Consider the following 14,045-nt stretch of genomic DNA (forward strand, 5'->3'; position numbering starts at 1 on the left):
TTTGCGGCGGCGATCACCGGCGGAATGAGGTCGACAGATCTCGTCCATGACACCACGGTCAGCCACGAAGCAGGTCAAACCTCACCCCCGACAATCACCACACCCATTCTCACTGCCACGAAGGGCCTGGCGAGGCAGCTCACCCGGCCCTTCGTGGCTCGCTTCGCTCGCACCTCAGGGAGCAGAGGGAGTGGGCTGGCGAATCAGAACAGAGCCTCCCGATCACGCCGCCGAGGTCACCCGGTAGACGTCGTAGACGCCTTCGACGTTGCGCACCACGTTGAGCACGTGCCCGAGGTGCTTCGGGTCGCCCATCTCGAACGTGAACTTGCTGATGGCCACCCGGTCCCGGCTCGTCGTCACCGACGCGGACAGGATGTTGACGCGTTCGTCGGCGAGCACCTTGGTCACGTCTGACAGCAGCCGGTGCCGGTCGAGCGCCTCCACCTGGATCGCCACCAGGAACACCGATTCCGGCGACGGGGCCCAGGACACGTCGAGAATTCGTTCCTCTTGCTGCCGAAGCGATTCGGCGTTGGTGCAGTCGGTGCGGTGCACGCTGATCCCGCCGCCGCGGGTGACGAAACCGAGGATGTCGTCGCCGGGCACCGGGGTGCAGCACTTGGCGAGTTTGATCACGACGTTGTCGATGCCGTCGACCATGACGCCCGCGTCGCCGCCCTGACTTGCCCGGGTCGGCATCGTCGACGGCGTCGAACGCTCGGCGATCGCCTCTTCGGCGTCCTCGATGCCACCCAGTGAGGCGACCAGCCGGTTGACGACATGCCGTGCGGAGACGTGGTTCTCACCGACCGCGGTGTAGAGCGCGGTGACGTCGGTGTAGCGCAACTCGCGGGCGATCGTCGACATCGATTCCGCGCTGAGGAGCCGCTGGAGCGGGAGCCCGCCGCGGCGGACCTCCTTGGCGATCGCGTCCTTGCCGGCCTCGAGGGCCTCCTCGCGTCGCTCCTTGGCGAACCACTGCCGGATCTTGGCCTTGGCGCGCGGCGAGACCACGAATGTCTGCCAGTCCTTCGACGGACCGGCGGTCGGCGCCTTGGAGGTGAACACCTCCACCACCTCGCCGTTCTCGAGCGTGCGCTCGAGCGCGACCAGCCGGCCGTTGACGCGCGCGCCGATACAGCGGTGCCCGACCTCGGTGTGGACCGCGTAGGCGAAGTCGACCGGGGTCGACCCGGCGGGCAGGGTGATGACATCGCCCTTCGGGGTGAACACGAAAATCTCGCGCACGGCGAGGTCGTAGCGCAGCGACTCCAGGAACTCGCCCGGGTCCGCGGCCTCCCGCTGCCAGTCGAGCAGCTGGCGCATCCAGGCCATGTCGTCGATCTCGGCGGTGTCGGACTTCTTGCCCGACTTGCGGTAGCCGTTCTCCTTGTAGCGCCAGTGCGCGGCGATCCCGAACTCGGCCGTGCGGTGCATCTCGTGCGTGCGGATCTGCACCTCGAGCGGTTTGCCCTCGGGTCCGATCACAGTGGTGTGCAACGACATGTAGACGCCGAACCGCGGCTGGGCGATGTAGTCCTTGAAGCGCCCCGCCATGGGTTGCCACAGCGAGTGCACGACACCGACGGCGGCGTAGCAGTCACGGTCCTCCTCGCAGAGGATGCGCATCCCGACGAGGTCGTGGATGTCGTCGAAGTCGCGGCCCTTGACGATCATCTTCTGATAGATCGACCAGTAGTGCTTGGGCCGCCCTTCGACGGTTGCGTTGATACGCGCACCGGCCAGCGCATTGTTGATGTCGGCTCGCACCCGGGCCAGGTAGGTGTCGCGGGACGGCGCGCGGTCGGCGACGAGCCGGACGATCTCCTCGTAGCGTTTGGGGTGCAGGATCGCGAACGACAGGTCCTCGAGTTCCCATTTGACCGTCGCCATGCCGAGTCGATGAGCAAGTGGCGCAATGACTTCCAGGGTCTCGCGGGCCTTGCGCGCCTGCTTCTCCGGCGGCAGGAAGCGCATCGTGCGCATGTTGTGCAACCGGTCGGCGACCTTGATGACGAGAACGCGCGGATCGCGCGCCATCGCGATGATCATCTTGCGGATGGTCTCGGCCTCCGCGGCGCTGCCGAGGGCGACCTTGTCGAGCTTGGTCACGCCGTCGACGAGGTGCGCGACCTCGGGTCCGAAGTCCTTCTCCAGCGCCTGCAGGGAGTAGCCGGTGTCCTCGACCGTGTCGTGCAGCAGCGCCGCGATGAGGGTCGTGGTGTCCATGCCCAGATCGGCGAGAATCGTGGCGACCGCCAGCGGATGGGTGATGTAGGGATCGCCGGACTTGCGCTTCTGGCCGCTGTGCCGTTCGTCGGCGACGTCGTAGGCGCGCTGCAGCAACGCCACGTCGGCCTTGGGGTAGATCTCGCGGTGCAGCGTGACCAGCGGTTCGAGGACCGGCCGGACCTGGCTGCGGGTTGCGGTCATACGGCGCGCGAGGCGGGCGCGCACCCGGCGTGAGGCCGACGCACCCGGCTGGATGGAGCCGACCGCGGCCGGTGCGTTCGGCCGGTCGGCGGTCTCGGCCGACGTCGCTCCGGCGTCCGGGTTACCCGCGGGGGTCACGCCACGCTGCGCCGTGTCGGATTCATCGGGCATCAGCGGTCCTCCTCACGGTTGTCTGTCGGCATACGGTGACCCGTCCGGCCTGCCGGGCGGGCTCAGCCGATTCTAGTCGCGGCCCGCCCATGACCGGGTCGACGCCGTCAGTCCAGTGCGACCGCATGCACGGGAACGTCCGGTCCGAGGCCACGGGCGATCGTGTCCCGGCCGCCGAGACCCGCGAGTTCCATGATCACCGCGACCCCGACGACGTGCGCACCCGCACGATGGAGCAGTTCGGCCGCGGCGACCGCCGTCCCGCCGGTGGCGAGCACGTCGTCGACGAGCAGGACACGCCGCCCGCTGAGGTCGAGGCCGTCGGCCGGGATCTCAAGCGTTGCCTGCCCGTATTCGAGGCTGTAGTCGATGGCGAGGACCGGCGGCGGCAGCTTGCCGCCCTTGCGGACCGCCAGCACCCCGACCTCGAGCTCACGCGCGACCGCGCCGCCCAGCAGGAACCCGCGCGCGTCGATACCGGCCACGAGGTCGATCGACGAACAACCATGCGTGAGCGCGGTGACGATCGTCGACAGCCCTTCCGGGTCCGCGAGGACCGGTGTCAGATCCTTGAAAGCGATTCCGGGAGCCGGGAAGTCGTCGACGAGGCGAGCGTGTTCGGCGATCGCCGCCTGCGCTCGCGAGACCGCCTCCGCCGTACGGTCGGGCACGACACCACCCATCGCTTCACTCCCCTGCTCAGCCACGGATCGTCCACCGATCCATGTTCCATCCGGTGCCGTCGCGGCCGAGACCGGCCACCACGTTGCCCACCCGATCCTTCCACTGCCGTACCCGCGGCGCCGCGAAGAGGGGCACCGACGGCATCGTCGCCCAGGTCGCGTTCTCGATGGACCGGGCCAGACGGAGTCGGTCGGGCGCCGAGACGGTCGTCGCGAGCTGATCCACTCCCCGACTCACCATCGGCTCCCGGATGCCGGACAGGTTCAGGGGGTCTCCGCCGCGCAACGCGTAGGCGTCCCGGCTCGGGTCGGCAGCACCGGCCGCGGCGAATGACGCGCCCCCGGCGACGATGAGTGCGTCGACATCGCGGCCCAGCGCGTCGGGCCGCAGGTCGGGTGAGGACGCGTCCTCGACGACGATCCCCGCTGCGCGGCACGACGCCGCGATCGCCGCGGTCATCTGCTGCCAGCGCGGAGTCGGCGCGACGTAGCCGATGCGTACCGTCCGCGGTCGCAGCGCGACCTCCGAACCGGCCGCCTCGCCGCCGGCCGGATCCTGTACCGCGCCCTGCACGGTGGCCGCCCGGACGAGTCCGCGCGCTCGTTCGATGTCCGGCCGCTGATAGGCCTGGCCGAATTCGGTGTTCATCTGTGCGGCCAGATTGTCTGCCGGGGAGAGCACCCGGAGATTCCAGACCTGCGCGCCGGCGCCGAAATCGCGCGCGAGGTCGGCTCGCGGGACGCAGGAGGCGAACGCCCGGCGCATCCGGACATCGCCGAACAAGCCGCGGCCCGCCAGGACGAGTTCCTCGACGCCCAGCGCGCGCGCCGGCGAGGACGTCCCGGCGGCCCCCGCCGAACCGGCGATGTCACCGTCGACGAGGCCGGCCGTCACGTCGACGACGTCGAATCGCCCGTCGGGGAGCCGGCGGGTCGCGTCGGTCCCGCGCCCCCAGACGACGACGCGCGAGGTCTCCGGCTTGTCGCCCCACCACTCGTCGTTGGGCACCAGGACGAGTCCGCCCGAGCGCGAGTACCGGTCGATGCGATACGGACCCGACGCCGGATAGTGCGCGTGATCGACCGGTCCGAACGTCAGGTCGAAGCCGGTGTTCCATGCGTCCGCGATGCGTCCGACGGCGGCCCGGTCCATCGCCCGGATCGGGTCGATGACGTCGGAGAGGCCGGCCACGCGGGCCACCACATGCGCCGGCATCATCGCCCCGGCGCCGAAGAGCGAGAGCCAGTTCCGGTACTCCCGTCCGGGCGCGAAGGTGACGGTCGCGCTCTTGTCGCCGGCCGCGCAGTTCACCGAGTCGATGTCGCGATAGCCGGCGGTGGTCGCCGGGGTGAAGCCGGGCAGCCGTCCGCTCATCGCCGCCCAGGCGAGCACGAGATCGTCGCAGTCGAGGGCCACCCCGTCGGAGAAGGTCGCCTCGGGGTTGAAGTCATACCGCAGGGTCGGCACGCGGCCGGGCACCTGGGTGACCGTGCCGACGTCGCGATCCGGGATGACCTGGCCGGCCGGGCCCAGCAGACTGAAGCCGGGCAGCAGCCGGGTGGTCGCCATGAGGACGCCATCGGCGTTGCCGCTCACCGTGTTCGCGTTGTAGGTCGTGATCCGCGCGTCGACCACGTAGTCGATCGTCGGCGGCCCGTCGTCGCCGCAGGCCGTCACCAGCCCGGCGACCGTGACGAGCCCGACGAGGAGGCTCAGGACCCTGACGAACTCCCGGCGTCCAACGCTCACGTCGCAGAGACTAGCGGTTGCGGCGGCGTTTGCCGGTCGGGACCGCGCGGTCCGCGTCGTCGGTGTCGACTGCTGCCCCGGCGGATGCCCCTCGGCGCGTCCGGACCGGCCGCGGCTCGTCGGACGGGAGCCCGGCGCGACGTCGGAGGACCTTCTCGGTGTGCCGGCCGATGTCGGGGCGACGTTCCTTCAGTGTCGCCAGGAGCGGCGCGGCAAGGAAGACCGACGAGAACGTACCGACGAGGACACCGACGAGCTGGATCAGCCCGAGATCCTTGAGCGTTCCGACGCCGAGCAGCCAGACCGCGATGACCATCAGCGCGATGATCGGCAGCACCGAGATGACGGTGGTGTTGATCGATCGCATGAGGGTCTGGTTCACACCCAGGTTGGCCTGTTCGGCGTAGGTGCGCCGGGTGGTCTGGAGCACCGAGCGGGTGTTCTCGGAGATCTTGTCGAACACGACCACCGTGTCGTAGATCGAGAAGCCGAGGATGGTGAGCAGGCCGATGACGGTCGCCGGGGTGACCTCCCACCCGACGAGCGAGTAGATACCGGCGGTCACGATCAGGTCGAAGAACAGCGACCCCATCGCCGCGATGGACATCTCCCGGTCGAATCGCACCGCGATGTAGACGAAGACGATGACCAGGAACACGGCCAGCGCGATCAGCATGCGCTCGGTGATCTCGCTGCCCCACGTCGAGCTCACATCCGAGATGCTCACCTCGGCGGGCGCGAGTTCGGGACCGAATTCGTCGGCGAGCGCGCGCGTCACCGACTCCGCCTGGGCGAGATCGAGTGTCTCGGTGCGCACCTGGACCGTCTGGCTGCCACCGGCTCCCGCGGTCTGTACCGATTCGGGCGCCTCGCCGAGGGTCGCGGTGACAACTTCTTCGACGGACTCCGCGGTGATCTCCGAGGAGACGACCGGCACCGACATCTGGGTGCCGCCCTCGAAGTCGATACCGAGGGTGAACCCGCGGATTCCGATCGAGGCCAGGCAGATCAGCAGGATCGCCGCGGTGACGCCGTACCACATGCGGCGGCGCCCGACGATCTCGAAGGCACCGGTACCGGTGTAGAGCCGGGACAGGAACGAGCGGTTGCGATCGGCGACGAAGTCGGCGTCCGCGCCGGGCTGCGCCTTGTCGGCGTCGAGGACGGCCGAGTCGCCGGTTGCCTTGTTGTCCGGCCCGGTCATCGCACGGTCCCCTTCTCCCGAGTGGCGTCAGTGGTGTGGTCGGCGTCCGTCGACGATGCAGACGTGCCGGCGGTGGCCGCACCCGCTTGCCGGTGCGCGGCGACGCGACGCTGGCGGGCGACCTCGCTGATCGCCCCGAGTCCGTTGACGCTCGGCTTCGACAGGAATGTCGAACGGCTCGCGTAGACGACCAGCGGGTGGGTGACCAGGAACACGACCATGACGTCGAGGATCGTGGTGAGACCCAGTGTGAACGCGAAGCCGCGGACCTCGCCGATCGCCAGGATGTAGATGACCGCGGCGGCGATGAAGCTCACCGCATTGCCGGACCAGATGGTGCGGCGCGCGCTCGCCCAACCGCGGGGCACCGCGGACCGGAAGCTGCGCCCCTCGCGCATCTCGTCCTTGATTCGTTCGAAGTAGACGACGAACGAGTCGGCGGTCATACCGATACCGATGATCAGACCCGCGATGCCGGCGAGGTCGAGGGTGAACCCGATCCAGCGACCGAGCAGCACGATGATGCCGTACACCATGGCCCCGGCGAGGACGAGCGACAGCACCGTCAGGATGCCGAGCATGCGGTAGTAGGCCAGGGCGTAGATGAACACCGCGACCAGGCCCACCAGTCCGGCGATCAGGCCGGCCTGCAGCGACGCGAGACCCAGTGTCGCCGAGATCGTCTCGGCGTCGGAGGCGGTGAACGACAACGGCAGCGAGCCGTACTTCAGCACGTTGGCGAGTTCGTTCGACGACGACTCGGTGAACGGACTGGCGCTACCGCCGCTGATCCGGGTCTGACCGCCCGGGATGGGCTCGTTGATCGCCGGCGCCGAGACGACGCGCGAGTCGAGCGTGAAGGCGGTCTGGGTCCGGTTGGGGGCCTGCTCGGCGGTGTACCTGGGCCAGAAGCTGGCGGCCTCACCCTCGAATTCGAGGGTCACCACCCATTCGCCGGTCTGCGGATCGGTACCGGCGTTCGCGTTCTTGATGTCGCGACCGTCGATGATCTCCGGGCCGAGGAGGTAGACCTCCGAGCCGTCCGTCGAGCAGGCCACGAGGTACTGGTCGGGGCGGTCGTTGCCCAGCAGCGGGTCGTTGGCCGTCGGCGAGCAGTCCATCTTCGCCATCTGCTGCTGGAGAGCCTCGAGCTGCTGCGGGGTCGCGTTCCCCGGCGCCTGACGGAGCTTGCGCTGCTCGTCGATGGCGGCTGCCGCGGCCTCGGTGGGCAGGGCGTCGGCCTGATCGTCGGCACTCTCGGGCTTCGGCGGTTGCGGAGTCGCCATGGCCGGCTGCCCGACGACCGGTCGGACGTACAGGCGCGCCGTCTGGCCGAGTGACTTGGCCTGCGCGCCGTCCTGGCCGGGGACCGTGATGATCAGGTTGTCACCGCTGACGACGACCTCGGAACCGGAGACGCCGAGCCCGTTCACGCGCTGCTCGATGATCTGCTTGGCCTGATCGAGCTGCTCTCGGGTCGCCGCCTGACCGTCCTCGGTCCGCGCGGTCAGCGTGACGCGCGTACCGCCCTGGAGGTCGATACCGAGCTTCGGTTCGATGGTCTGGGGTCCGGTGAAGAATATCAGTCCGTAGACGACCGCGAGCAGGCCGATGAAGGCCACGAGCGGACGCCACGGCGGGATCTCTCGAGCCGGTCGCGACCGCTTCCCTGCAGTCCGGCCCTTCCCCGAAGTCCGAGAGGGAGTTGTCACAGCTGTTCAGGTCTCCTTGAGAGCGTCAACCGGCCGACGAGCAGCCCGACCGGCATGACCCATCGTCCACTCCTGGCCGGGACACGCCGGAAGCGCGTCGGAGGCGGTGCAGACGGACGGGCGCGCCGCGTCGTGGTCCGACGCGGCGCGGATGCGGCTTACTTGTCGTTGTCGCGCGCGTTGTCGGTGGCGGGCTTGTCCAGGCTGACCGAGTCGGCGTCGCCGTAGTCGTCGGACTCGATCTCCGGGGCGACGTGGCCGGCGTAGGTGGCCGCGGCCTCATCCGTCGGGACGACGCGCATGACGGCCAGCCGGTTCCAGCGGGTGACCACGCCGGTGGCGATCTCGACATCGACGACTTCGGGCGAGCTCGCGTCGATCACGGTGCCGAAGAGACCGGAGGTCAGCTGGACGCGGGTACCGGTGGACACCGAGTTCTGCATCTCCTGCATCTCGGCCACACGCTTCTTCTGCTTCCGCATCGACAGGAACATGAAGCCGGCCAGCAGGGCGAGCAGAAGCGGGAAGAGCAGAGCGTCCATGAGTGCGAGTCAGTCCTTTGGGTATCAGTGGGTACGGCGTGAGCGAGCGGCCTGTCCGGACGAATCCGGGCAGCATCAGCTCAGCTGTGCTCCACACAGTGTGCCACGTCTTGCGCGGAGCTCATCCCCGCAGGTGGTGCCGGTGTCCTCGACGGTCGTCGAAGATCCGGCTAGAGGTCGTCGAACAGCGTGTCGGCCGCCACGTCACGGGGACGCACCCCGAAGGTGGCGTTCATCGCACCGGCGGGCGGGGTGAGTCCGAGGTGATGCCAGGCGGCGGCGGTGGCCACCCGCCCGCGCGGCGTCCGCGCGATCATGCCCGCGCGCACAAGGAACGGCTCGCAGACCTCCTCCACGGTCGCCGGTTCCTCGCCGACGGCCACGGCCAGCGTGGACACCCCGACCGGCCCCCCGCCGAAGGCGCGGATCAGGGCGTCGAGGACCGCCCGGTCCAGACGGTCGAAGCCGAGTTCGTCGACGTCGTAGACCGCGAGCGCCGCGCGGGCGACGTCCACGGTGATCGACCCGTCTCCCCTCACCTCGGCGTAGTCGCGGACCCGGCGGAGCAGCCGGTTCGCGATGCGGGGCGTGCCCCGCGACCGGCGCGCGATCTCGCCCGAGGCGTCGCCGCGGAGTTCCATGCCCAGGATCCCGGCCGAGCGGTGCAGCACCCGGACGAGTTCGTCGGGCTCGTAGAACTCCATGTGCGCGGTGAACCCGAACCGGTCGCGCAGCGGGCCCGTCAGCGACCCCGACCGTGTTGTCGCCCCGACCAGCGTGAAGGGTGCGACGTCGAGCGGGATCGAGGTCGCTCCCGGGCCCTTGCCGACCACGACGTCGACGCGGAAGTCCTCCATCGCGAGGTACAGCATCTCCTCGGCCGGGCGCGCGATGCGATGGATCTCGTCGATGAACAGCACGTCGCCCTCGACGAGGTTCGACAGCATGGCCGCGAGGTCGCCGGCCCGCTCGAGTGCCGGACCGGAGGTCACCCGGATGGCGGCGCCCATCTCCGAGGCGATGATCATGGCCAGCGACGTCTTGCCGAGCCCGGGCGGTCCCGACAGCAGGATGTGGTCGGGGGTGCCACCGCGGCCCTTGGCCCCGTGCAGGACCAGTTCGAGCTGTTCGCAGACCCGCGGCTGGCCGATGAAATCAGCGAGTGACCGGGGACGGAGACCGGCGTCGAGGTCGCCGTCGGAGCGCACCGGCATCGCGCTCACGTCCCGATCGTCGACGTCGTCCGGATCGCCGCCCATCTACGACGCCTTGCCGAGCAGTGACAGCGAGTGACGCAGCGCGGTGGACGCATCGGCGTCGGGATTCTCGGCGAGTACCGTCGTGACCGCCTTCTCCGCGGGGCCCGCGGTGAACCCGAGCCCGACGAGCGCCTCGGCGACCTGCTCGCGAATACCGCCGACGACGGTCACACCGGTCGACGCCTCTCCCGTGGGCCGGTCCACCTTGTCCCGCAGTTCGACGCACAGCCGTTCGGCCACGCGTTTGCCGATGCCGGGTACCGAGGTCAGTGACTTGGTGTCGGATTCGGCGAGCGCGCGTCGCAACGCATCCGGCTCGAGGACTGCGAGGGTCGCCATCGCGAGTCTCGGGCCGACGCCGGTGACCGTCTGCAGCAGCGCGAACAGCGCACGGGCGTCGGGTTCGGTGAAGCCGTAGAGCGTCATCGAGTCCTCGCGGACGATCATCGAGGTCAGCAGCGTCGCCTCGTCACCGCGGCGCAGCCGGGACAGCGTCGCGGGCGTCGCCAGCACGCGGTATCCCACTCCCCCGCAGTCGATCACGGCGTGGTCGAGCGCGATCTCGAGCACCGGTCCGCGGACTGACGCGATCATGCGCGACTCCCCTCTCGTGCCTGGGCCACCCGCGCGCGGTGCCGGGCCGCGGCGGCGTCGGCCTGCTTCTGTGCGGCTGCCATCCGCTCCATCATGGGTCCGCGCCAGCAGTGACAGATCGCGAGCGCGAGCGCATCCGCGGCGTCGGCGGGACGCGGCTTGGTCTGCATGCCGAGAATCCGGGTGACCATCGCGGTGACCTGAGACTTGTCGGCCCGTCCGCTGCCGGTCACCGCCGCCTTCACCTCCGACGGGGTGTGAAAGCGCACCGGTACGTCGCGCTGGGACGCCGCGAGCGCGATGACGCCGCCGGCCTGCGCGGTCCCCATGGCCGTGGACACCTGGTTCTGCGCGAAGACCCGCTCGATGGCCACCACGTCGGGCTGGTGAACATCGAGCCAGTGACACGCGGAGGTGTAGATCGCGAGCAACCGCTCGGCGAGTTCCATGTCACTGGGGGTGCGCACGACGTCCACGTCGAGGGCGGTCACCGTCCGCCCCCGACCCGACTCGACCAGCGCGATACCGCACCGGGTCAGACCCGGATCGACGCCCATGACGCGCACTCGTACCCTCCCAGGCATGGTGATCTGCGAACAGTTGTTCGAGATCTTATCGGGGAGGACGGACAAGTCCGGTGATCAACACACCGGAGAGGCGGCGGCTGTCAGTCGTTCTCGAGTTCGGCGAGGACCTCGTCGCTGATGTCGACGTTGCTGTAGACGTTCTGGACGTCGTCGGAGTCCTCGAGGGCGTCGATCAGCTTGAACACCTTGCGTGCGCCGTCGGCGTCCACCGCGACCTCGACCGACGCGCGGAAGCTGGCCTCGGCGGAGTCGTAGTCGATCCCGGCCTCCTGCAGCGCGCTGCGGACGGCGATGAGATCGCTTGGCTCGCTGACGATCTCGAAGGACTCGCCGAGATCGGTGACCTCTTCGGCGCCCGCGTCGAGCACGGCCATCAGGACGTCGTCCTCGGTCTGTCCGTTCTTCTCCAGCGTCACCACGCCCTTGCGGGTGAACAGGTAGGAGACCGAACCCGGGTCGGCCATGTTGCCGCCGTTGCGCGTCATCGCGGTCCGGACCTCGCCGGCCGCACGGTTGCGGTTGTCGGTGAGGCATTCGATGAGCACGGCGACGCCGTTGGGCCCGTAGCCCTCGTACATGATGGTCTGCCAGTCCGCGCCGCCGGCCTCTTCACCACCGCCGCGCTTGCGTGCGCGTTCGATGTTGTCGTTGGGGACCGAGGACTTCTTCGCCTTCTGGATCGCGTCGAACAGTGTGGGGTTACCCGCCGGGTCACCGCCGCCGGTCCGCGCCGCCACCTCGATGTTCTTGATGAGCTTGGCGAACATCTTGCCGCGCTTGGCGTCGATGGCCGCCTTCTTGTGCTTGGTGGTGGCCCATTTGGAGTGGCCGCTCATGTCCGTCGATTCCTTTCCCGGCGCCGGCACGTGCGGCGGGCCGTGGCCCGCATCCGGCGCACTTCTACCTGTATCCGGTCGCCCTGTTGGTGGTGCGCCCTGTTGGGTTGTTCCCGGCGTGCCGGGCTCGTGGTCTACCGCTGGTTCGGCACGATCTTACCGACGCACCATCTCCACGAAGTATTCATGTACGCGCCGGTCGCCGGTCACCTCCGGGTGGAACGACGTCGCGAGCACGTTCCCCTGACGCACCGCGACGATCCGCCCGGCCGCCGGGCCGCCGGGAACACGCGCCAGGACCTCGACCTCCGGGGCGACGGACTCGACCCACGGCGCCCGGATGAACACCGCGCGCATCGGCGCGGCGCCCTCGGCGTCGGTGATCCCGGTGAACTCCAGGTCGGTCTCGAAACTCTCCACCTGACGCCCGAATGCGTTGCGCCGCACCGTGACATCGAGGGCGTCCAGATGCCGTGCGTCGGGCCGGGTGTCGAGGATCGTGGAGGCGAGCATGATCATGCCCGCGCACGACCCGTACGCCGGGAGGCCGTCGGACAGCTTGTCCACCAGCGGGTCGAACAGGTCGAAGATGCCGAGCAGTTTGCTCATCGTCGTCGATTCACCGCCGGGGATGACGATTCCGTCGACCTCGTCGAGTTCGGCCGGGCGTCGCACCGCCACGGCGTCGGCGCCGGCCGCCTCGAGCGCGAAGACGTGCTCGCGCACATCGCCCTGCAGTGCCAGAACCCCGATCCGCGGCCGGTTCCCTTCGCTCACCGATCGGTCCGGGCGTGCTGGTCGTCGGGCATCACGCGGCCGGTGCGCGCCAGCCCCTCCTGGGTGACCGCCGCGACCAGGCGGCCCTGTCGATCGAAGATCCGTCCCTGGGTCAGGGCGCGACCACCGCCCGCCGACGGCGACGTCTGGTCGTAGAGGAGCCAGTCGTCCGCGCGGAACGGCCGCATGAACCACATCGCATGGTCGAGCGAGGCGACCTGCGGATTGGATTCGGGGTGGGGCACACGCGAGGACCCGAGCAGGGTCATGTCGCTCATGTAGGCCAGCGTGCCGACGTGGAAGACGGTGTCGTCGGGCAGCCGATGGCGGTAGCGGAACCAGACTCGTTGTTGCGCAGCGAAATACGACGATGTGACCATCATCTCCGGGGGCACGATGCGCAGATCGAAGTTGCGCCACTCCTTGAACACCGCGCGCTCTTCCTCGGCCAGCTCGTCGAGGCGGTCGGTGAGCTCGTCCGGTTGCGGGGCCGGCGGCATCCGGTCCTGGTGCTCGTAGCCCTGGTCGGTGCGCACGTGGAACGACGCCGACATGGTGAAGATGGCCTCGCCGTTCTGGATGCCGGTCACCCGCCGGGTGACGAACGACCGTCCGTCGCGTATGCGGTCGACGAGGAACACCGCCGGACGATCCGGGTCACCGGGACGCAGGAAGTAACCGTGGAGGGAATGGACGTCGAACTCGTCGGACACCGTGCGGGTCGCCGACATCAGGGCCTGACCGGCGACCTGGCCGCCGAAGGTGCGCTGCAGGTGACTCGGGAACGCACCGCCGCGGTAGATGTCGGTCTCGATCTGTTCGACCTGGAGTATGTCCTCGATGGCTGCCACGCAGACCAGTATCGCGCACGGCGCCGGTGGGCACTCCCCTGCCCGCCGAAGCGCGGCCGGCGATCAGAGTTCGTCGAGGGTCATGATCCCGTCCTGGATGGCCCGGGCGACCAGCGATGCCTTCGTCGGGGCGGGACGGCCGATCTCGGCGTACTTGGCCCGGATCCGGGTGAGGTGGGTGTTGACCGTACCGAGCGAAATGTAGAGCTCCTGGGCCACAGCGGGTTTGGAGTCGACGAGCATCCAGGTGCGCAGGACCTCGACCTCGCGCGAGGTGAGATTCGGCTTGGCCCGGTCGGCCGTGGCCTCCGCGACCTCGGGGACCTCGGTGAGCGCGGGAACGGCGACCGCACGGTGCAGGTGGGGGTGTCCCGGACGATGGCCCAGGCCGAGCGGCTGACCCGCACGCGGCGTCTGGATCTGGTGGCCGGGCAACGGCATCCGGCGAGCCGCCAGACGCGCCAGGGCTTCCTTCCGGCGGGCGATGGCCTCCGCGTCACGACGAGCGCTGACCGAGCGCAGGTGCTGGGGGGCCTGATGGGCGATCGCAGTCATGTGTGCTTCCTCTTCACTCATTCAACCGGTGGTCTTCCGGGTTCTCCCGGCGATGAGATGAAGATTATGGGCTGCGGCCCGGGTGGTC

Annotated in this window: 13 protein-coding genes; all 13 read right to left on the bottom strand. The window is 69.3% G+C overall.

The genetic code is table 11. The features are described from left to right. Positions 1 to 222 precede the first annotated feature (222 nt). Entirely contained in the window at positions 223 to 2,607 is a 2,385-nt protein-coding gene (locus KB201_RS22185; RefSeq protein ID WP_211540493.1) for a bifunctional (p)ppGpp synthetase/guanosine-3',5'-bis(diphosphate) 3'-pyrophosphohydrolase, read from the bottom strand. 107 nt (positions 2,608 to 2,714) lie between these two features. Next, positions 2,715 to 3,290: an adenine phosphoribosyltransferase gene (locus KB201_RS22190; RefSeq protein WP_058250276.1), complete on the bottom strand. Its 576-nt coding sequence runs from the start codon at positions 3,288 to 3,290 to the stop codon at positions 2,715 to 2,717. Positions 3,291 to 3,306: 16 nt separating this feature from the next. Then, complete coding sequence (locus KB201_RS22195) at positions 3,307 to 5,040, bottom strand: ABC transporter substrate-binding protein (protein ID WP_058250275.1); 1,734 nt, start codon at positions 5,038 to 5,040, stop codon at positions 3,307 to 3,309. A 10-nt stretch (positions 5,041 to 5,050) separates the two neighbouring features. Continuing rightward, on the bottom strand, positions 5,051 to 6,244 hold the full coding sequence (secF, locus tag KB201_RS22200) for a protein translocase subunit SecF (RefSeq protein ID WP_058250274.1): 1,194 nt from the start codon (positions 6,242 to 6,244) through the stop codon (positions 5,051 to 5,053). Then, the gene (secD, locus tag KB201_RS22205) at positions 6,241 to 7,866 is read right to left on the bottom strand and encodes a protein translocase subunit SecD (RefSeq protein ID WP_231742245.1); all 1,626 of its coding nucleotides are present in this window, start codon (positions 7,864 to 7,866) and stop codon (positions 6,241 to 6,243) included. Before secD ends, secF begins: the two co-directional genes overlap by 4 nt. 248 nt (positions 7,867 to 8,114) lie before the next feature. Beyond that, on the bottom strand, positions 8,115 to 8,498 hold the full coding sequence (gene yajC, locus KB201_RS22210; RefSeq protein ID WP_211540496.1) for a preprotein translocase subunit YajC: 384 nt from the start codon (positions 8,496 to 8,498) through the stop codon (positions 8,115 to 8,117). A 170-nt stretch (positions 8,499 to 8,668) separates the two neighbouring features. Beyond that, positions 8,669 to 9,757 carry a Holliday junction branch migration DNA helicase RuvB gene (ruvB, locus tag KB201_RS22215; RefSeq protein WP_058250271.1) on the bottom strand — a complete coding sequence of 363 codons (1,089 nt, stop codon included), beginning with the start codon at positions 9,755 to 9,757 and terminating at the stop codon, positions 8,669 to 8,671. Next, the gene (gene ruvA, locus KB201_RS22220; RefSeq protein ID WP_058250270.1) at positions 9,758 to 10,351 is read right to left on the bottom strand and encodes a Holliday junction branch migration protein RuvA; all 594 of its coding nucleotides are present in this window, start codon (positions 10,349 to 10,351) and stop codon (positions 9,758 to 9,760) included. Further along, the gene (gene ruvC, locus KB201_RS22225; protein WP_058250269.1) at positions 10,348 to 10,917 is read right to left on the bottom strand and encodes a crossover junction endodeoxyribonuclease RuvC; all 570 of its coding nucleotides are present in this window, start codon (positions 10,915 to 10,917) and stop codon (positions 10,348 to 10,350) included. The genes ruvA and ruvC overlap by 4 nt, the downstream gene beginning before the upstream one ends. A 101-nt stretch (positions 10,918 to 11,018) precedes the next feature. After that, positions 11,019 to 11,774, bottom strand: a complete 756-nt coding sequence (locus tag KB201_RS22230) for a YebC/PmpR family DNA-binding transcriptional regulator (protein WP_058250268.1) — start codon at positions 11,772 to 11,774, stop codon at positions 11,019 to 11,021. Positions 11,775 to 11,930: 156 nt separating this feature from the next. After that, on the bottom strand, positions 11,931 to 12,551 hold the full coding sequence (pdxT, locus tag KB201_RS22235; RefSeq protein WP_058250267.1) for a pyridoxal 5'-phosphate synthase glutaminase subunit PdxT: 621 nt from the start codon (positions 12,549 to 12,551) through the stop codon (positions 11,931 to 11,933). Beyond that, on the bottom strand, positions 12,548 to 13,402 hold the full coding sequence (locus KB201_RS22240; protein ID WP_065632103.1) for an acyl-CoA thioesterase II: 855 nt from the start codon (positions 13,400 to 13,402) through the stop codon (positions 12,548 to 12,550). The genes pdxT and KB201_RS22240 overlap by 4 nt, the downstream gene beginning before the upstream one ends. A gap of 63 nt (positions 13,403 to 13,465) precedes the next feature. Next, positions 13,466 to 13,957, bottom strand: coding sequence for a LuxR C-terminal-related transcriptional regulator (locus KB201_RS22245; RefSeq protein ID WP_058250265.1), 492 nt, complete (start codon positions 13,955 to 13,957; stop codon positions 13,466 to 13,468). Positions 13,958 to 14,045 lie beyond the last annotated feature (88 nt).

It is taken from the genome of Gordonia sp. SCSIO 19800 (genome assembly GCF_018132775.1).
GTDB classification, from domain to species: domain Bacteria; phylum Actinomycetota; class Actinomycetes; order Mycobacteriales; family Mycobacteriaceae; genus Gordonia; species Gordonia hongkongensis.